This window comes from Halosimplex amylolyticum (assembly GCF_051414035.1).
Taxonomy (GTDB): Archaea; Halobacteriota; Halobacteria; order Halobacteriales; family Haloarculaceae; genus Halosimplex; species Halosimplex amylolyticum.
In genome coordinates, this window is record NZ_JBLKNW010000003.1 from 315,659 (window position 1) to 333,481 (window position 17,823).

At 68.2% G+C, this 17,823-nt stretch carries 18 protein-coding genes; 8 read left to right on the forward strand and 10 right to left on the reverse strand.

The genetic code is table 11. The annotated features are described in order from the left end of the window. The first annotated feature begins 257 nt into the window (after positions 1-257). The 3 genes from ACMGFE_RS16630 to ACMGFE_RS16640 all read left to right on the forward strand — a co-directional run bounded on the left by ACMGFE_RS16630 (position 258) and on the right by ACMGFE_RS16640 (position 5,331). On the forward strand, positions 258-2,036 hold the full coding sequence (locus ACMGFE_RS16630) for a site-2 protease family protein (RefSeq protein WP_436926350.1): 1,779 nt from the start codon (positions 258-260) through the stop codon (positions 2,034-2,036). A gap of 381 nt (positions 2,037-2,417) precedes the next feature. Then, complete coding sequence (locus tag ACMGFE_RS16635) at positions 2,418-4,445, forward strand: heme-binding protein (protein WP_436926351.1); 2,028 nt, start codon at positions 2,418-2,420, stop codon at positions 4,443-4,445. Between the two features lie 64 nt (positions 4,446-4,509). Further along, positions 4,510-5,331 carry an SDR family NAD(P)-dependent oxidoreductase gene (locus tag ACMGFE_RS16640; protein ID WP_436926352.1) on the forward strand — a complete coding sequence of 274 codons (822 nt, stop codon included), beginning with the start codon at positions 4,510-4,512 and terminating at the stop codon, positions 5,329-5,331. 3 nt (positions 5,332-5,334) lie between these two features. Here ACMGFE_RS16640 and ACMGFE_RS16645 read toward each other — a convergent pair whose 3' ends face one another. Then, positions 5,335-6,576, reverse strand: coding sequence for an MFS transporter (locus tag ACMGFE_RS16645; protein WP_436926353.1), 1,242 nt, complete (start codon positions 6,574-6,576; stop codon positions 5,335-5,337). Between the two features lie 306 nt (positions 6,577-6,882). Between ACMGFE_RS16645 and ACMGFE_RS16650 the strand changes: the two genes are divergently transcribed. Continuing rightward, a complete protein-coding gene (locus tag ACMGFE_RS16650; protein ID WP_436926394.1) occupies positions 6,883-7,212 on the forward strand; it encodes a DUF8062 family protein in 330 nt (109 codons plus the stop codon). Positions 7,213-7,260: 48 nt separating this feature from the next. Here ACMGFE_RS16650 and sufU read toward each other — a convergent pair whose 3' ends face one another. After that, positions 7,261-7,692, reverse strand: coding sequence for a Fe-S cluster assembly sulfur transfer protein SufU (gene sufU / locus ACMGFE_RS16655; RefSeq protein WP_436926354.1), 432 nt, complete (start codon positions 7,690-7,692; stop codon positions 7,261-7,263). 176 nt (positions 7,693-7,868) lie between these two features. On the opposite strand from sufU, the gene ACMGFE_RS16660 reads away from it, so the two are divergent. Continuing rightward, the gene (locus ACMGFE_RS16660) at positions 7,869-9,119 is read left to right on the forward strand and encodes a hypothetical protein (RefSeq protein WP_436926355.1); all 1,251 of its coding nucleotides are present in this window, start codon (positions 7,869-7,871) and stop codon (positions 9,117-9,119) included. A 72-nt stretch (positions 9,120-9,191) separates the two neighbouring features. Here the strand turns inward: ACMGFE_RS16660 and ACMGFE_RS16665 are convergent, their stop codons facing one another. The 3 genes from ACMGFE_RS16665 to ACMGFE_RS16675 form a co-directional block, all read right to left on the reverse strand. Further along, positions 9,192-9,959, reverse strand: coding sequence for an SAM-dependent methyltransferase (locus tag ACMGFE_RS16665; RefSeq protein ID WP_436926356.1), 768 nt, complete (start codon positions 9,957-9,959; stop codon positions 9,192-9,194). An 84-nt stretch (positions 9,960-10,043) separates the two neighbouring features. Continuing rightward, positions 10,044-10,730, reverse strand: coding sequence for a ferredoxin Fer (gene fer, locus ACMGFE_RS16670; protein ID WP_436926357.1), 687 nt, complete (start codon positions 10,728-10,730; stop codon positions 10,044-10,046). A 265-nt stretch (positions 10,731-10,995) separates the two neighbouring features. Then, positions 10,996-12,231, reverse strand: a complete 1,236-nt coding sequence (locus ACMGFE_RS16675) for an aminotransferase class V-fold PLP-dependent enzyme (protein WP_436926395.1) — start codon at positions 12,229-12,231, stop codon at positions 10,996-10,998. 861 nt (positions 12,232-13,092) lie between these two features. On the opposite strand from ACMGFE_RS16675, the gene ACMGFE_RS16680 reads away from it, so the two are divergent. Further along, positions 13,093-13,728 (forward strand): hypothetical protein, encoded by a 636-nt coding sequence (locus tag ACMGFE_RS16680; protein WP_436926358.1) that lies wholly within the window; start codon positions 13,093-13,095, stop codon positions 13,726-13,728. A 45-nt stretch (positions 13,729-13,773) separates the two neighbouring features. On the opposite strand, the gene ACMGFE_RS16685 is transcribed toward ACMGFE_RS16680, so the two are convergent. The 3 genes from ACMGFE_RS16685 to ACMGFE_RS16695 are packed head-to-tail and all read right to left on the reverse strand — an operon-like array spanning position 13,774 to position 15,111. After that, a complete protein-coding gene (locus ACMGFE_RS16685) occupies positions 13,774-14,064 on the reverse strand; it encodes a DUF424 domain-containing protein (RefSeq protein ID WP_436926359.1) in 291 nt (96 codons plus the stop codon). Positions 14,065-14,067: 3 nt separating this feature from the next. Continuing rightward, positions 14,068-14,796, reverse strand: a complete 729-nt coding sequence (locus ACMGFE_RS16690; RefSeq protein WP_436926360.1) for a tetratricopeptide repeat protein — start codon at positions 14,794-14,796, stop codon at positions 14,068-14,070. 48 nt (positions 14,797-14,844) lie between these two features. Next, positions 14,845-15,111 carry a hypothetical protein gene (locus ACMGFE_RS16695; RefSeq protein WP_436926361.1) on the reverse strand — a complete coding sequence of 89 codons (267 nt, stop codon included), beginning with the start codon at positions 15,109-15,111 and terminating at the stop codon, positions 14,845-14,847. A gap of 78 nt (positions 15,112-15,189) precedes the next feature. On the opposite strand from ACMGFE_RS16695, the gene thpR reads away from it, so the two are divergent. Continuing rightward, a complete protein-coding gene (thpR, locus tag ACMGFE_RS16700) occupies positions 15,190-15,747 on the forward strand; it encodes an RNA 2',3'-cyclic phosphodiesterase (protein WP_436926362.1) in 558 nt (185 codons plus the stop codon). 46 nt (positions 15,748-15,793) lie between these two features. Here thpR and ACMGFE_RS16705 read toward each other — a convergent pair whose 3' ends face one another. Continuing rightward, on the reverse strand, positions 15,794-16,069 hold the full coding sequence (locus ACMGFE_RS16705; protein WP_436926363.1) for a DUF7999 family protein: 276 nt from the start codon (positions 16,067-16,069) through the stop codon (positions 15,794-15,796). A 211-nt stretch (positions 16,070-16,280) separates the two neighbouring features. Between ACMGFE_RS16705 and ACMGFE_RS16710 the strand changes: the two genes are divergently transcribed. Next, a complete protein-coding gene (locus ACMGFE_RS16710; RefSeq protein WP_436926364.1) occupies positions 16,281-17,108 on the forward strand; it encodes a ZIP family metal transporter in 828 nt (275 codons plus the stop codon). A 53-nt stretch (positions 17,109-17,161) separates the two neighbouring features. On the opposite strand, the gene ACMGFE_RS16715 is transcribed toward ACMGFE_RS16710, so the two are convergent. Continuing rightward, on the reverse strand, positions 17,162-17,668 hold the full coding sequence (locus ACMGFE_RS16715) for a hypothetical protein (protein WP_436926365.1): 507 nt from the start codon (positions 17,666-17,668) through the stop codon (positions 17,162-17,164). Positions 17,669-17,823: the final 155 nt, after the last annotated feature.

Sequence of the window (17,823 nt, forward strand, 5' to 3'; positions counted from 1 at the left end):
TCGAGACCGTCTGCTTCCGGCTTTATTAATCGCCAGGGACCGCGCAACTCTTTCGATAATGAGTTTTTCGTCTGGACTGATCATCCGCGCGAACGCAGTGAGCGCGGTTCACGCGGCCGAACGAAGTGAGGCCGCGCCTTTTTCACCCATGTTTTTGCCGGAGGGGTACCCGCAGCGGCCTGCGGCCGCGAGGATACCCCTCCGGGAAAAAGATGGTAACCAAACCCTCTTGACGGGCAGGCCCATCACTCCGGGTAATGGTAAACCCGCTGGTATGGGTACTCGCCGGGATCGTCGTGTACACGGCGGGGGCGATGGCGTTGCAGGCCAGGGGGTATCTCCCCGAGTCCGTCCGCGTCTCCGGCCCGATCACGACGTTGCACACCGGCCGCGGTCGCGAATTACTCACGAAGCTCGCCGCCCCGAAGCGACTGTGGCGCGCCTGGGGCAACTTCGGCGTCGGGATGGCGCTGGTCACGATGGTCGGCATGTTCGCCGCCGTCTTCAACGCCGGCTGGCAGGCCATGCGACAGCCCGATGCCCAGCCCGTCCAGAACCCGCAGAACGTGCTGGTCATCCCCGGGGTCAACGATTTCCTCCCGCTCGCCGCCGCGCCAGAGATCGTCCTCGGCCTGCTCATCGGACTCGTCGTCCACGAGGGCGGCCACGGCCTCCTCTGTCGCGTCGAGGACATCGACATCGACTCGATGGGACTGGCCTTCTTCGCGTTCATCCCCGTCGGCGCGTTCGTCGAACCCGACGAGGAGAGCCGACTCAGGGCGAGTCGCGGCAGCCAGACCCGGATGTTCGCCGCCGGCGTGACGAACAACTTCCTCGTCGCCTTCGTCGGCTTCCTGCTCCTGTTCGGCCCCGTCTCCGGCGCGATTTCGGTTGCCGCGGGCGTCCCCATCGGGAACGTCGCCTCCGGCTCGGCCGCCGAGGAGGCCGGCCTCGGTTACGGCGACGTCGTCACCGAAGTCGAGGGCCAGCCCGTCGCCAACGTCTCCGAGTTCGAGGCGACGCTCGGCCAGATCGAGGACCGCTCCGTCGAGCTCACGCTGAAGAGCGGCGAGACGACGACGCTCGAACGGAAGCTCGTCCTGATGCGGTCGGTCCCCTCGGTCACCGACGGCATCGAACCCAGCTCGCGGAACGCGACCGTCGTCGAGGCGATAAACGGCACCGAGGTCTACACCGAGCGCGAGTTCGCCCGCGCGATGGAGGGTCGCGAGGCGGTCGAGCTGCGGACCAGCCGCGGCACAGCCACCTTCCCCCTCGGCGCCTACGGCCTCGCCGTCGATAACGGCCCGCTTGCCAACGCCTCCGTCCCGACGGACGGCACCGACGTGATCGTCACCCACGTCGCGGGCGAGCGGACGCCCAACGCGTCCGTCTACAGCGACATCGTCGGCGGCCTCGAACCGGGCTCGACCGTCGACGTCCGCGCCTCCGTGGGCGGCGAGCGCGACACCTACGCCGTCACCGTCGGCTCCGGCGCCGGCAGGGGCGACGCGCTCGGCCTCCGGACCCAGCAGGGGTACAGCGGCATCGGCGTCGTCGACGCCGGGATCGACGTCTACCCCGCCGCGCAGTTCCTCGCGTACCTCGGCGGCTACAGCGGGGCGTGGGGCGGCCTCTTCAGCGGGCAGTTCCTCCAGCAGATGTTCGTCGTCCTCCTGGTCCCGTTCCTCAGCACCATCGCGCCGGGTATCGGCTACAACTTCGCCGGGTTCGTCCCCGACGTGGCCAACTTCTACACCGCCACCGGCCCGCTCTCGGCGCTCGGCGGCGGCGTCTTCGTGATCGCCAACGTCCTCTTCTGGACTGCCTGGGTCAACCTGAACCTCGGCGTGTTCAACTGCGTCCCCACCTTCCCGCTCGACGGGGGCCACATCCTCAGAGCCTCCGCCGAGTCCGTCGTCGCCCGTCTCCCCGTCGAGGACGGCCGCCGCGCCACCACCGCCGTCACCGCGTCGATCAGCCTCCTGATGCTCGCCGGGCTGTTCCTCATGCTGTTCGGCCCCCAGCTCTTCTGAACCATCTAGTTACCATCTTTTTCGCTCGGGGGTCGCCGCAGGCGACCCCCGAGCCAAAAACATGGGTGAAAACACCGGGAGAGCAAGCTCTCCCGAGCCCTCGTTCGCTCCGCTCACGAGGAAGGCCGAACTCGCGCTCCGCGCGAGTTCGGTGTCTGCGGGAGTGAGCACCGCGAACGACCGCAGGCTCGTCAGAGCTCCGCTCTGACGGCGAACCGGCGCCTTCGGCGCCGGATGCTTCTCGACCCCGCCACCGCTCCGCTACCGCCACCGCTCCGCTACCGCAACCGCCCACTACGGTCACGCTACAACAACGCCGACGCACGACCGCACCGTCCCGGAAAGGCAAGCTTCCTTACCGACGACTCGTAACCACCGGACATGGTCAGACGCGAGCCGCCGCAGACGGAGGAGGGCTGGTACGCACTCCACGACCTCCGGACGGTCGACTGGGAGGCCTGGCAGGACGCCCCCGAGCGCGTCCGTGAGCGGGCGCTAGAAGACGTCGTCTCCCACCTCCAGTCCGCCGAGGCCGTCGCCGACGCCGAGGAGGGCGACTCCGCCCTCTACGCGGTCGTCGGACACAAGGCCGACCTCATGGTCGTCCACCTCCGACCGACGCTGGCGGACGTCGAACGCCTCGAACGCGAGTTCGAGCGCACCGAGTTCGCACAGTTCACCGAGCAGACCTACTCCTACGTCTCCGTCACGGAGGCGTCGGGCTACTCCGAGCGCGCCCGGGAGTACTTCGACGGCGAAGTCGACGACGACTCCGGGCTCGCCCAGTACATCCGGTCGCGACTCCACCCGGAGATCCCCGACAGCGAGCACGTCTCCTTCTACCCGATGTCCAAGCGCCGGGACCCCGGCCAGAACTGGTACGACCTGCCCTTCGAGGAGCGTGCCGAACACATGGCGAGTCACGGCGACATCGGCCGCGACTACGCCGGCCGGGTCTCGCAGATGATCACCGGCTCCGTCGGGATCGACGACTGGGAGTGGGGGGTCACCCTCTGGGCCGACGACATGACCGACGTCAAGGAACTGCTGTACGAGATGCGCTTCGACCCCTCGTCGTCGAAGTTCGCCGAGTTCGGCCCCTTCTACGTCGGCCGCAAGTTCCCGCCCGCTGACATGGGTGCCTACCTCGCGGGCGAACGCGTCCCGGCCGCCGACGCCGCCACCGAAAGCGACGGCGAACGGCCGGCGCACGCCAGCGCCTCGACCGCGAGCCACGCGAACGGACACGGCGGCGACGCCGGACAGAGCGCTCACGGCGACAGCACGTCCGCGTCGTCGACTGACGCGGCCGCTGGCGACGACGCGGCCGCGCCCTCCGAAGCCGTCGCCGAGTCGAACGACGGCGACGGCGAGGCCGGTGGCGGACCGCCCGCAGCCGTCCAGCAGGAGACGGACGACGAGAGCGTCGACGGCCTCGACGCCGACGAGATGGGACGGACGCTCGCGAACTTCGGCGTGTACCCGGAGGACTACGACGACGGCGACTACGGGCTGGTCTGCTACGCCGACGCGGACGCCGAGGCGCTCGTCGACGAGGTCGACGGCCTGCGCGGCAACTTCGAACACTACGACACGCACGTCCTGACGAGCGTCCGCGCCAACCAGGGGCAGACCGCCGTCGTCAGCGTCTGGGCGAACGAGCGCGCCGCCGACACCGCGATCGGCTTCCTGACCGACATCGACGCCGTGACGCACAGCGCCCGCGGTCCGCTCGGCGACGCCGACGCGACCGAAGCCGACACCGCGACGGACGACGGCGGCGCCGACGCCGAGACGCAGGCCAGCGACGACACGACGGCCGCGGACATCCGCGAAGAACTCGCTGCGGAGGGCGTCTACGCCGGCCAGCCCCACGGCGAGGACGTGTACGCGCTCGTCCTCTACTCCGACGCCGACCCCGAGACGCTCGACGAGGAGGTCTCGGGCCTGCGCGACGGGTTCGACCGCTACGACACCCACGTGAAGACGGCGGTGTACAGCGACCACGCCGACGAGGACGGGACGGCCGCCGTCGTCAGCCTCTGGGACACCCAGAGCGCCGCCGACACCGCCGCGGACTTCCTCACCGACCTACCCGGTATCGTCGGCCGACCGGAGGACCGCGAGGGGTTCAACACGATGGGGATGTTCTACACCGTCAAGCCCGACTACCGGGAGGAGTTCGTCGACACCTTCGGCGCCGTCGGCGAGAAACTCGCGGAGATGGACGGCCACCGCGAGACGGCCCTGCTGGCCAACCGCGGGGACGAGAACGACATGTTCATCGCCAGCCGCTGGGACGACCGCGAGGACGCCATGGCCTTCTTCCGCTCCGACGACTTCCGCGAGACCGTCGCCTGGGGCCGCGAGGTCCTCGCCGACCGCCCGCGACACGTCTTCCTCGCGTAACGCGACACCGCACGTTTCTCCGACCGCCGATAGCTACAAACCGCGGATGGGCGAACGACGACCCATGACCGACCGACTGGCCGACCGGGTCGCCGTCGTCACCGGCGGCGCCCGCGGCATCGGCGAGGCGACCTGCCGGCAACTGGCCGCGGAGGGCGCGGACGTGGTCGTCGTCGACGCACTCGGCGACGAGGCAGCGTCCGTCGCCGACGACATCGCGGCGGAGACGGGCCAAGAGACGCTCGCCGTCGAGACCGACGTGGGCGACGAGGCGGCCGTCGAACGGATGGCCGACCGCGTCGCGGACGAGTTCGGCGAGATCGACGTGCTGGTCAACAACGCGGCCGTTCGCGTCGAGCCCCGTCCGGTCACCGAGGCCGACGAGGGCAGCTGGGACCGGATCGTCGACGTGAACCAGAAGGGCGTCGCGTTCTGCGCCAAGCACCTGATCCCCCTGATGACCCGGGACTCGCCCGCGGACGGCGGGTCGGTCGTCAACGTCGCGTCGATGGGCGCGGAGGTCGGCCGCCCCGACTGGGCGCAGTACGACTCGACCAAGGGGGCCGTCGTCGCGATAACGAAGGACATGGCCTGCGACCACGCGTCGGAGGGGATCCGCGTCAACGCCGTCTCGCCCGGGTGGGTGATCACCGACTACCACCTCCCGGACGACGAGCGCGAGGCCGAGACGTTCCTCAGGGAGAAGACGGCGCCCCACGCGGACGGGCCGGGAATCCTCAAGCGCGCGGGCGAGCCGCGAGAGGTCGCCGACGCCATCCTGTTCCTGGCTTCCGACGAGGCGTCGTTCGTGACCGGGACGAACCTCCGCGTCGACGGCGGCGTCTCGGCGGTCGGGACCGGTCTGGACTGGGCCGACTACGAGTAGCGGCTACCGGTCCAGCACCCAGAGGACGACCGAGATAGCCGTCGCCGCGACGAGCGCGACGGCGAGCAGCCGGAACGCCGCGCCGAACCCGGCGGTCTCGGAGAGGTAGCCGACGATAGCGGGCGAGACCGCGCCGGCGACCATCAACAGCGTCCGGACGACGCCGAGGCTCCCGCCCGCGACCGACTCCGGGACGACCGACATCATGTACGCGCCGCGAACGGGACGGTAGCCGTGGGCGCCCAGCCCGAGGAGGACGACCGCGCCGCCGAGCACGACCGCACCGCCGGTCGCCGAGAGCGCCAGGACGGCCAGGAGCCCGACGGTCGCGACCCCGAGCGTCAGTGCGAGGATGGCCTCGGCGCCGACCCGGTCGCTCGCCTCGCCGGTGACGAGCTGGACGAGGCTGACGACGAAGAGGACGCTGAACAACAGATTCGCCGTCGCCGCGGAGACCGCGGTCTCCTCGGTCAGGTACAGCGGGAGGAAGGCGACGGCGCCGTTGTACGCGAACGAGAAACAGATCGTGACGACGACGAACAGCGCGAACCGCCGATCCCGGAAGAGCGCGACGTAGGCGCGAAGCGGGACGCCGTCGCTGTCTCCAGACCCGTCGTCAGCTGCGCCAGGACCGTTCGAGGCGGCGCTCGCCGGCTCGTCGGGGAGCCGCTTCGGGACTCTCCGCGCGAACGCGACGGCGAGGCCGATGCCGACGACACCGGCCGCGAGGAACAGCGAGCGCCAGGGCGCGCCGAACGCAGCGGGGAGGCCCGACGCGACGACGACCGCCGCGGGCGCGGCGACGCCGCCGAACGTGCCGAAGGTGTCGAAGATTCCGAGTGCGCGGCCCGTCCGCGCGGGGTAGGCCCGCGAGAGCAGGCTGACGCCGACCGTCTTGTACGTCCCCGTGCCGGCGCCGACGAGCGCCATCGAACCGATCAGGACCCACAGCGGCGCGTCGACGGCGAGCGCGAACGCGGCGGCCGCCGCGAGCAGTGCCCCGGCAGTGATGACCCGGACCGATCCGAGCCGGTCGGCCAGTAGCCCGGACGGGAACTGCATCGCCGCGTAGACGAGCATCAGTCCCGTGAACGCGCTCCCGAGGACCGTCCGCGAAACGCCGTAGGTCGACCCGAGCGTCCCGAACAGCGGCGGGAACGCGTACCGGAGGAACTTCCCGAGGAACCACACCAGCGCCGTCAGCACGAGCGCGTCGAAGCGCGCGTACCGGTCGGCGACTACCACGGCCGGCCTCCCTCCGCGGTCGCTCTCCGGAACGGGCCCGCCGCTCCGCTGTCTCGGGGTTCGCTCGCGTCAGTCGGAGCGGGCGCCGGCGCCATCTGGTCGTTTCGGTGGAGGCGCGTTCGCGGGGAAATACGTCCCGGTTTCGGCCGACCCGACCCCAACAGAGCCAAGGCCGTCGCGACACAACGAGCGGCCGTGCCAGACGATACTCACGACGAGGAGCGCGGTGGGGACGAGGGCCCGGCGAACCCCGGCCCCGGGCGCGGCGGCGCCGGGGACGGCGGGCCCGGAGACGGCGCCCCATCGGTGACAGAACTCGACGACACCCCGACGGTCAGTTGCTCGCGCTGCGACCGGGAGTGGGACCTCGCCTACGAACTCGACGACCTCGGCGTCGGCAACCAGGCGGTCGAGCAGTTCGCGCTCGACCACAAGCGCCACACCGGCCACTTCCCCGACGACGTGACCACCTGGCTCGCCGAGTGTCGCCGCTGCCCGGAAGGATCCGAACACCTCGTCCGCCACGCCGCCGAGCGCTGGGCGACGATCCACGCGCGACACACCCGCCACGCCGTCGAGATCGACCACGGCATCGACGAGGAGACGACCGTGGTCGAACCCGACGACGTGAGTTAGTACTACGCGGTCGAACCGAGAGAAACCAGCCGAGAACGCCGCTGACGCTTACTCCTCGTCGTCTTCGGTCGTCGTCCGGTCGACGTCCTTCTCGCCGAAGTAGATCTCCGCGCCGTCCTGTGCCACCTTCTCTGCGAGCACGGCGCACTTGACGCGCATCGGGGAGATGTCGACGCCGAGCATGTCGATCACGTCGTCCCTGTCCATCGCCTCCAGGTCCTCGACGGGCATGCCAGCGAGCTGCTCGGAGAGCATCGAGGCCGACGCCTGCGAGATGGCGCAGCCGTCGCCGCGGAAGGCGACGCGCTCGATGACCTCCTCGTCGTCGTCGAGCACGACGTCCATCTCGATGGTGTCGCCGCACATCGGGTTCTCACCGACGTGGGTGAACGTGGCGTCCTCGATCTCCCCGAAGTTACGCGGGTTCTTGTAGTGGTCGAGGATCTGCTGTCGGTACATGTCCGATCCACCGATGCCCATTGTTGCCTATCGATATGCTCCATCGGCGGAAAAGGATTCCGAGGGAGCGCTTCGCACGGCCCGGCGGACCGACCGACGGCGACCGCCGCGGTGGCAGATCGGTTGTTTCACGTCGTGAACCCACACCGAAGTTTATTACCTACCCTCTCAGAAATAAGGGCAACGGAAACAGGGCAATGTTCGACCGAGTCAACGACGCCATATCCGGTGGGTCCGGGTCGGGGGACGCCGACGCGGAGCATCTGGGGGACATGTTGCGAGAGGGCGAAGCGTTAGCGCACGCGCTCGCTAACGACGGGACGATAGAACACACGAAGGACGGTCGAACGACGACGATCGAATCGAGCGGCGACCACGGCGCGTACATGCTCGCCACGGACGAGCGGATACTGTGGGTCCTCGGTGACCAGCCCGACGAGCCCGAGATAGCGTTCGAGCTGACCGACCTCGAGACGAGCCACGTCCGGAAGGGCCTGCTCAACAGCAAGATCGAGGTCCAGACAGACGACGAGACGGTCGTCTTCGACCCCGACGAGGGCGACGTCGAGGAAGCAGAGGACTACATCGACGCCGTCGGCTCGTCGTGGTCCGACATGGCCGCGGCCCTCGGGCACGCCCGCGACGCCATCGCCGCCTACGAGGACGCCTGCCAGCGGGGCGAGGACCCGAACCAGCACGCGCTCTCGGCGCGGTCGCAGTTCTCGCAGGCCCGGCGCTGTGCGACCCGCGAGGACCGCGCGCCCGGGGAGAAGATCCGCGCCGAAGTCGACGCCGTCGCCGAGGAGCTCGAACACACGCGGGTCACCGCGTGGCTCGACCGCGCCGTATCCGCGTACGAGACGGTCGAGACGGCCCTCGAAGACGGGCAGTACGGCGAGGCGTGCGAGGCCTACGTCGACGCCGCCGAGGCGATCGAGGAGGCCCGCGAGTCCCTCGACGACGTCGACCACCCGCCCGAGGGAGCCTCCGACCGGCTGGACTCCCTCGAATCCGACCTCCGCGCGGTCGGCGAGGGCTTCCTCGACGACGCCGCGGGTCGCTGCGAGACGGCGCTCTCCGCGGACGAGGCGACGGTCGCCGTCGACGCCTGGGAAGAGGCGTTCGACCGCTACCGCGCCGCGACCGACGCGGGCTGGAACGGGTACGCGCCCGTCGCCGAGGACGCCCTCGAGTACCAGCTCACGTGGGTGACGGCCGGACTGCTGGAAGCGATGAGCGCGCACGCGACCGCGCTCGAACGCGAGGGCGACGACAGCGCCGACGACGACGAGGCCGGCGACTACTACGAGGACGCGGAGTCGTGGTTCGAACGCGCCCGCGACCTCGCGTCCGATCGCCCCCACCACGACCCCGACACGTACGAGCAGGCGCTCGACCGGGTCGAGGAGAAACGCCTCGAGAGCGCCGGCTGGGAGTTCGGCGGCTGAGCGCCCGGCCGCCCTCCGCCACCGCGATCGGTCACCGCGCTACCGCGACCGGTCACCCGCTCCCTCGGCCGTTTACCGCGCCACCGCGACGACCGTCTCCGACTCCAGCGTGAGCTCGCTTCCGTCGAACCCGCCGAACAGTGAGACGTCCTCGAAGCCCGCGTCCTCGCAGAGTTCTCGAAGGACCGGCGGCGCGTAGAGCCGGTTCTCCCACTCCATCCGGTCCACGTAGTCGTAGCCCTCGCCCGTCGCGTCGAAGATGTCGATGCGCGTCGAGAACCGGCCCGTCTCGACGTCGAACTCCTGTCGATACACCGACAGCCTGTCGTCGTCCTCGCTGACAGTCGCCTCGTCGAAGTTCCGCACGTAGAAGTCCCGGTTCGACAGTTCGACGACGAGGACGCCGTCGTCGGTGAGCAACTCGCGAGCGTCCGCCAGGATCGCCACGTCCGTCTCGCGCCCGTAGTACCCCAGCGAGTTCCAGAAGACGGTGATCAGGTCGTACGAGCCCGACCGCTCGTCCAGGTCGCGCATGTCGGTTTCGCGGAACTCGGTCCGGTCGGCCAGTCCGCGGTCGCTCGCCCGGTCGCGCGCCCGCTCGACGAACGCCGGCGAGAAGTCCAGCCCCTCGGCCTGGATCCCCCTCTCGGCGAGTGCGAGCACGTGTCGACCGACGCCGCAGGCGACGTCGAGCGACGCGTCGGGGTCGTGGTCGTACGCCTCGGACAGCAGGTCGAGGAGATCCGCGACCTCCTCGTCGGCCGCCTCGAACATGTCCTCGAAGCTCTCCGCGAACAGGTCCGCTTGCTCGCGGAAGAGCCGCTCGGCCCAGTGAGTCACGTTCGGCGCGTCGCCGGAACGATAGAAAAGTCTCACGACAGTGTGAGATCGCGTCGCAGGGCGGGGAGCGGCGGTCCCGATCCGTCAGTCGTCGTGGGCCTGCTCCCAGGGCCGCGGCGGCAGGAGCAGCTCCTCCAGTTCAGGCATGTGTTTGACGTTGTAGAGCACCTGCAGCTCGTCGGAGACGGGCATCCCGTTACAGGAGAGCTGGAACCCCTTTTCGAGCATCTCGGGCGGGAGCACGTGGTCGACGCGGGTCCGCATCTCCCCTTCGATGATGATGATCGCGCAGTTCGCGCAGGCGCCCCCGCGGCAGGCGAACGGCCACGCGAACCCGTGGCGCTCGGCCGCCTCCAGCAGCGACTCGCGCGGCCGCACCCAGAACTGCCCGTAGTCCTCCCGGTCGAGGCCGCCGTCCGCCGCCACCTCGAAGAGGCCCTCGTCCTCGACGTCCCAGCCGTGGTCGTCGAGCACCTCGTAGTTGAGGTACTCGACCCGGCAGCGTTCCATCCGACGAGGGTCCGCGCCGCCCGCCTCGGGCGACTCGCCGACCGCGCCGCCGACGGCCCCCTCGTCACTGCCGCTCGCTTCCCCTTCGACCGCGGCGTCACCGTCCTTGATCTCCTCGTAGGCGGCCCTCACGAGCTGGAACTCGCGGGCCGACCCGCCGTGGTCGGGGTGAGCCTCCTTGATCCGCTCCCGGTAGGCCTCCTTTATCTCCTCGTCGTCGGCGTCAGGGGCCACCGAGAGAACGTCGAACGGCGATTCCACGGGCGCTCCTAGCGGTATCACGCCAATAAACCCACGTTTTTTCCACCACCTTTTTCTCGTCGGGTCGCTTCGCGACCGCTCCTCGAAAAAGATGGGGCAAAAAGCCGGAGCCTCGCTTCGCTCGGCTCCGGAGAATCGGCGCCGTCGGCGCCGAACGCTGGCTCTGACCGCGAACCGCCACCGCAGACCGCGAACCGCCACCGCAAACCGCTATCCGCTACGGCAGACCGCGAACCGCCACCGCAAACCGCGAACTGCTACTGCCCTACGCGAACAACTGCCGCGCCTCGTCCAGCGCCGCGACGAGCTTGTCCACTTCCGCTTTCGTGTTGTAGATGTAGAAACTGGCACGGGTCGAGGAGGGGATTCCGAGCTTGTCGTGGAGCGGCTGGGTGCAGTGGTCGCCGGCCCGCACCGCGACGGCGTACTCGTTGAGGATCTCCGAGGCGTCGTGGGCGTGGACGCCGTCGAGGTTGAACGAGACGAGCGCGGCGCGGTCGTCGCCCGGCGGCCCCAGGATCTGGATGTCCTCGAACTCCGAGAGGCGGTCGTAGGCGTACTCGGCGAGTTCCTCGCCGTGGCGCTGGACGCGCTCCATCCCGATGTCGTCGAGGTAGTCGCAGGCCTCCGCGAGGGCGATTCCCTGCGCGATGACGGGCGTCCCGGCCTCGAACTTCCAGGGGAGGTCGTGCCACGTCGAGTCCTCGTAGGTCACCTTCTCGATCATCATCCCGCCGTAGAGGTACGGCTGCATCTCTTCGAGGAGGTGCTCTTTCCCGTAGAGGACGCCGATGCCCGTCGGGCCGCACATCTTGTGCCCGGAGAAGGCGAAGAAGTCGGCGTCCATCGCCTGGACGTCGACGGGCATGTGCGGGACCGACTGGGCGCCGTCGACGAAGTACAGCGCGTCGTGGTCGTGGGCGATCTCGCCGATCTCGGCGACCGGGTTGACCGTGCCGAGGGTGTTCGAGACGTGGATCATGCTGACCATCGCGGTGTCGTCGGTGATCAGCTCGCGGGCGTGGTCCACGTCGAGGTAGCCCTCCTCGTCGACCCGGACGAACTTCACGTCGGCGCCGGTCTTCTTGGCGAGTTGCTGCCAGGTGACCAGCGTCGCGTGGTGGTCCATCTCGGTCAGGACGACCTCGTCGCCGGGGCCGAGCTCGGCCAGTCCCCAGGCGTAGGCGACGGTGTTGACCGCCTCGGTCGTGTTCTTGGTGAAGACGACCTCCTCGCGCCCCTCGGCACCGATGAACTCGGCGACGCGGTCGTGGGCCTCCTCGTAGGCGATGGAGGCCTCCTGGCTGAGGTGGTGGAGACCGCGGTGGACGTTGGCGTTCGTGGTGCGGTAGTAGTGCGAGATGGCGTCGACGACCTGGTCGGGGGTCTGGCTCGTCGCGGCGTTGTCGAGGTAGACGAGCTGCTCGCCCCGGAACTCCCGATCGAGGATCGGGAAGTCCTCCCGTATGCGCTCGACGTCGAGCGGCTCCGATTCTGACAGTCCCATTGGCAAAACGGACGCACTCGACGGCTAACATTCCTTCGGTTCGCGCGAACTCTGTTTCGCGCTTTCCGAAAACGGAGGTCTCCCGACTGTCGTCTCCGCTCCAGCGCCGATCGTATCTCCCGCCAGAGCCATCATCGTCGGATGCCAGCGGTTGACCGAGGCCGAGACACGACGTATCTCACAACCGTTCGGGATGGAAAGTCGATGCAGCCCTCGAGCAGTTGCCCCCTATTTTTGAACGTGATATCCACAGACGAGAATTATTTGGAACAAATGACGGTTGTAAAGATAAGTTGTTATACATAATATTTATTCTAGTGGGCCGCTGGAACTAGTATTTTTCTTGACGGTTCTACGATCGATCCGGAACCGCCGCCAATCGCCGTCAATCGCCCTGTAGTTCCCGATTAATCGAGTATCAGTCAGGTAAGTTCCCAGGCGATTCCGGCGCTTTCTCACGCAGAAAGTAACACATACGTACGAGAATATAATTATCTATTACGAAAATACTTACCACCCCTCTCCGCGCGTGTCGATGTAGGCGTATACTCAATATCGATAACGTCGGTGCGGGGGCGCCGACGTGAGAGGAACGCCGTAGGTAGACAACAGATGTCGCACGAAAAAGACGCAAACACTCGTTTCGACGGTATCGAACTCGATCGACGCACGGCGCTGAAAAGCGGCGCAGCCGGTCTCGGTCTTCTCGCGCTAGGGGGACTCGGCTCGGGGGCGGCTGCAGCGGACCATTCACCTGCGAACAAGGTCGCGGCTGCGGGGTCGACGATGCAGCGGCTCTCGTCGCCGGCCGGTTCACAGGACTCAGCTGTCGAGACACTGCTTGAAGTGTCCAACGTGAAAACGTCGAGCAGCGATCAGGACTCGCTCGTATTCCAGCCGACGGTCGAAAGTTCGCTCTTCACGAGAGTCGAGAGCGACGGCGGTGGCGGCGGGGGGAAAGGCAAAGACAAGGACAAAGACACGAACGACGGCTGGGAATCGATCGCCAAGGCCGGCGTCCTCGGCTGGATAGAGATCCGGGGTGACGCGACCGGCGGCGACTGGCGGATGGTGAGCGTCGACGGACACATCAACCAGGAACAGCAACCGCCCCAGCGGCTCGGTGACCTGGTCGGCACCGACGGGAATCTACACGAACTCGCGGACAGCGTCGTGGCATTCGACACTCGCGACCTGTACCTGGAGTGGGACATCCAGGATCTGCTGGATGCGGTGTCGGAGCTTCAGGACGAGGTCTTCGACGACGGAGACAGCTACACCGAGGAGATCGAAGTGCTTCTCGACCTCTACATGCGAACCCGGAGCGCGAACGGCTTCAACTGGATCGCGAGAGGCGTCACCGGCACCAACGACGTCCGACTGCAGGGTGCCCTGTACGACTTCACCGACGGCGACGCCGAAGCGGAAGCAGTCGTCGGCAATCGCACGATGGTTATCTCGCCCGAGAAGCTCCCCCACGAGGTGGCGTAACGCCACGGTCCCGGCCCGCTGTTTTGCGGCGTTTCGAGCGCAGTCTCACATCCAGAGCAGTTGCGCGTGGCGGGTGCCGTCGAGGTCGAGGACGTTCTCCTCGTCGACGAACCCGTGTTCGATGGCGAGACCGACGGCGTCGGTGCCGACGATGTTCGCGGTCGAACAGCGCGAGAGGCTGTCGACGACCTCTTCCTCGGTCGCCTCGTCGCCGTCGTAGAAGTCGGGTTCGACGGTCAGCGAGACCTCGCCGTTCCCGTAGGTCTCGCCCAGGTCCTCCGGGTCGCAGACCGAGACGAGCAACCCCTCGTCGGTGTCGCGTTCGTTGAGGAGCATCGCCTACTCCATCATCTCCGCTTCGGCCTGCTGGCGGAGTTCGTCGGCCTCCTCGGCCAGTTCCTCGGCGCGTTCGTCCTCGCCGAGCTCTTCGAGCGCGCGGGCCTTCTCCTCGATGATCTCGGCGTTGCGGAACCCGAGGCGGATGGCGTTGTCGAAGGCGTTGCGGGCGTCCTCGGCGAGGCCGCGTTCGAGCAGGAAGAAACCGCGGTTGTACCAGCCCTGGGCGAAGCGGGGGTCGATCTCGACGGCGCGCTCGGCGTGTTCGAGGGCCTGCTCGGTGCGGCCGGACTTCCAGAACGCGAAGGCGAGGTTGGTCTCGGCCGTCGCGGCGTGCTCGGAGTCGTCGTCGATGGAGAGCGCCTCGCGATAGGCGCCGATGGCGGCGTCCCACTCTTCGAGTTCGGCGTGGGCGGCGCCCTTGTTCGTCCAGGCCTCCTGTTCGATCCGCTCGTCGTCGGCGAAGCGAGCGGCCCGTTCGAGGGCGTCGGTGGCCTGCTCGTAGCGGTTGATGCCGATGTAGCTCAGGCCCACGTCGAGGAGTTCCTCGGCGTCGACCTCGGTGGCGGCGATGTTCCGCTCGTCGAGTTCGTCCGTCAGGACGCGCGAGTCGACGGGGTCTACCATGTCGGGGTCGACCTCGAACTCCGGCGGATCGATGTCGAACCCCTCGTAGGGGTCGCCGAAGCCCTGCCCGGAAGAGAACTCGTGGTCGTCCCGGTCGTCAGTCATACCACCCGATATGCGAGGAAGATGGATAAGGGCTACGTCACCGACCCGTCAGCCGCCCGGGTCCGACCGAACGCCGGACTCGGCGCCGTCGGTATCGGTACCGTCGTCGGCGTCGGTCCCATCGCCACCGTCGGCTGCTGACGTGTCCTCGCCCACGTCGACTACACTCGTAAAGAGGTACAAGCCCGCTACGACTACCATCAGGAAGCCCCAGTCGTTCCCCGAGCGGGTGACGGTCGTGAGGTGGATCCCGATCGACAGCACGATAACGGCCGTACACCGCCGAATAGTCCGCTGGAGGGCATCGGTCGACACGTCACCGACGTCGGATCGCTCCGGCATCAGTCTGGTGGTGGAACCACAACTAAGACGCGGGCGCTCCGACCTGGGCGTATGGGCAAGCGACTGTTCGTCAGCGTCGATCTCGACGGACTGGCCGAGGAGGTCGCGGCCGTGCAGGACCGGTTCGGGGGCGCGTCCGGCCTCAACTTCGTCGATCCCGAACAGGCCCACGTCACGGTGAAGTTCCTCGGCGACACCGAGACCGACCGACTCGACGACCTCGTCGACGCGTTGGCAGCGGCCGTGGCCGACGCGGGCGTCGACCCGTTCGAGGCCGAGTTCGGCGGGCTCGGCGTTTTCCCCAGCCTCGACTACATCAGCGTCGTCTGGGCCGGCACGCGCTCGGGCGGCGGGGAGCTGACGCGGCTCCACGAGGCCGTCGAGGAGCGGACGACGGCGATGGGGTTCGACGAGGAAGACCACGAGTTCACACCGCACGTCACGCTCGCGCGGATGGAACACGCCGGCGGCAAGGAGCAGGTTCAGGACGTGGTTCGCGAGGCGGACCCGGACGTCGGGACGCTCGCAGTCGAGGAGCTGCGGTTGAAAGAGAGCACGCTCGGCCCCGACGCGCCGACCTACGAGACGGTCGAGCGGTTCCCGCTGTAGCCGCGCCGCGTTCGGTGAGCATCGCCGTCCGTGTGTCCCGGCCGGCTTACAGCGCGGGCAGGCCGCCCGGCAGGACCCGCGCGGCGACGTAGCCGTCGCCGGCGGGCGTCGGCGAGAGTTCCATGCGGACCGCCGAGCCGGCCGTTCGGTCGGCGAGTCGCTCGGCGACGAGCCCGTCGAGGCAGTCGACGACCGTCCGCTCCTCGCCGTCGGGCGTCTCGACGGTCATTCGCCCCGACCCGTCGAGGGGGTCGACGATCCTGTGGGGGACGGCCCCGGTTTCCGCCGCGTCCGCATCGACCGTGCGCGTCGTAGTTGACATACTGTTATATTCGACTGAGCAGTATTTATATCTCACCGCATAGGAAGGTGAACATTCATAGTGCATATAAGGACCATTAACCACGCGTTGTCACGGCGCAGTCGATCCGCTTCGAGCACCCCGCCAGTGGCTCGCCGTCCGCTTTAGGTCACCCGAAAATAGTCAGATTCGTGATAACACTTACGGGCATCGCGCACCGACACATACGGACATGGCCGCAGTCGCGAACCTGGTGCTGGTATTCGTCGCGGGGCTGTTGACGGCGCTGGCCACGGGGCTGGGCGCGATCCCGTTCTTCCTCGTCGAGGACATCTCCGACCGGTGGAACGTCGTGCTGTGGGGGCTCGCCTCGGGGATCATGGTCGCCGCGTCGCTGTTCGGACTGGTCCGCGAGGGACTGGCAGTAGTCGACGGTGGCGTCGTCGACGCGGCGCTCGCCATCGGGCCGGGCGTCCTCGTCGGCGTCGCCCTCGTCGTCGTCGGTCACGAGGTGCTCGAAGACGCGGAGTTCGACGCGAAGGAGTACGAGGAGGCCGACTTCCGGAAGCTCGTCCTCATCCTCGGTATCCTGACCGTCCACAGCTTCCCGGAGGGGGTCGCCGTCGGCGTCTCCTTCGCCGAGCTGGGCATCGAGGACCCGAGCCTCGCGACCGTCTCGCTGGCGGGCCTGACCCTCCCGGTGCTGGCGGTGTTCATGACCGTCGCCATCTCCATACACAACGTCCCCGAGGGCGTCGCCATCTCCATCCCCCTGCGCGCGATGGGCGTCAGCGAGTGGCGGATGGCCTGGTGGGCGGTGTTCTCCAGTCTCCCGCAGCCCCTCGGGGCCGTGATCGCCTACTACTTCGTCACGCTGGCCGAGCAGTTCCTCCCCTTCGGCTTCGGCTTCGCCGCGGGCGCGATGGTGTACCTCGTCGCGACGGAGTTCCTCCCCGAGGCGCTGGAACACGGGGAAGACCTCCCCGGCGGCGGCCGGCGGGAACTGGTCGGCGGGATCACTGCCGGCGTGCTCGTGATGGTCCCCCTCGCGTTCGCCTGAAACGGCCCGCCGTCCGGCCTCCCCCGAGACCCGCTCACGGCTCACCGGCCCGTTCAGAGCAGTTTCCGCTGGGTCACGGTGAGGTCGACGAACACGTCGAGCGGCGCGGGTTCGTCGCCGGGTCCGGCCTCGTCGCGGTAGTCGGAGTGGTCGACGACGAAGTAGTACGGACCGGAGTCGTCGATCGGCTGTCGGGCGCCTCCCTTCTGGGTCTCGGCCTCGTAGGCGTCCTTCGCGACCTTCTCGGCGGTCGCGCTCACGTCGGTGTCGCCCGCGGGCGTCAGCGCCGGCTCGTCGCCGTCCGTGTAGGTGTCGTAGAACATGAACGACTCCTCGGAGGAGAAGAAGTAGACGTCGAAGGGCCGGTCGGCCTTGGCGTGATACCTGATCGCCCCGCCCGGGTTGGACACGTCCGGGATCTCCTTGATCCAGCCCTGGCCTGGCTGGACCGACACCGTCCGCTGGACGGTCGTCACTACCTCGCCACCGCCGCCGATACAGCCCGCGAGCCCGCCCGCGACGCCCAGCGCGGCCGTCGACAGTATCGCTCGTCGGTCCATAGCGAACGGTGCCGAATAGTCCTATATAGAGCCACCTGCCGGAGAATCAATCCTGATAGCACTCGCGGCGGCGCGCGGGGACCGGACTGTGAGCGGAGACCGGACGGTGCGCGGGGACCGGACGGCGAGCGCAGGGAAGCGCCACAGGGAGCGAC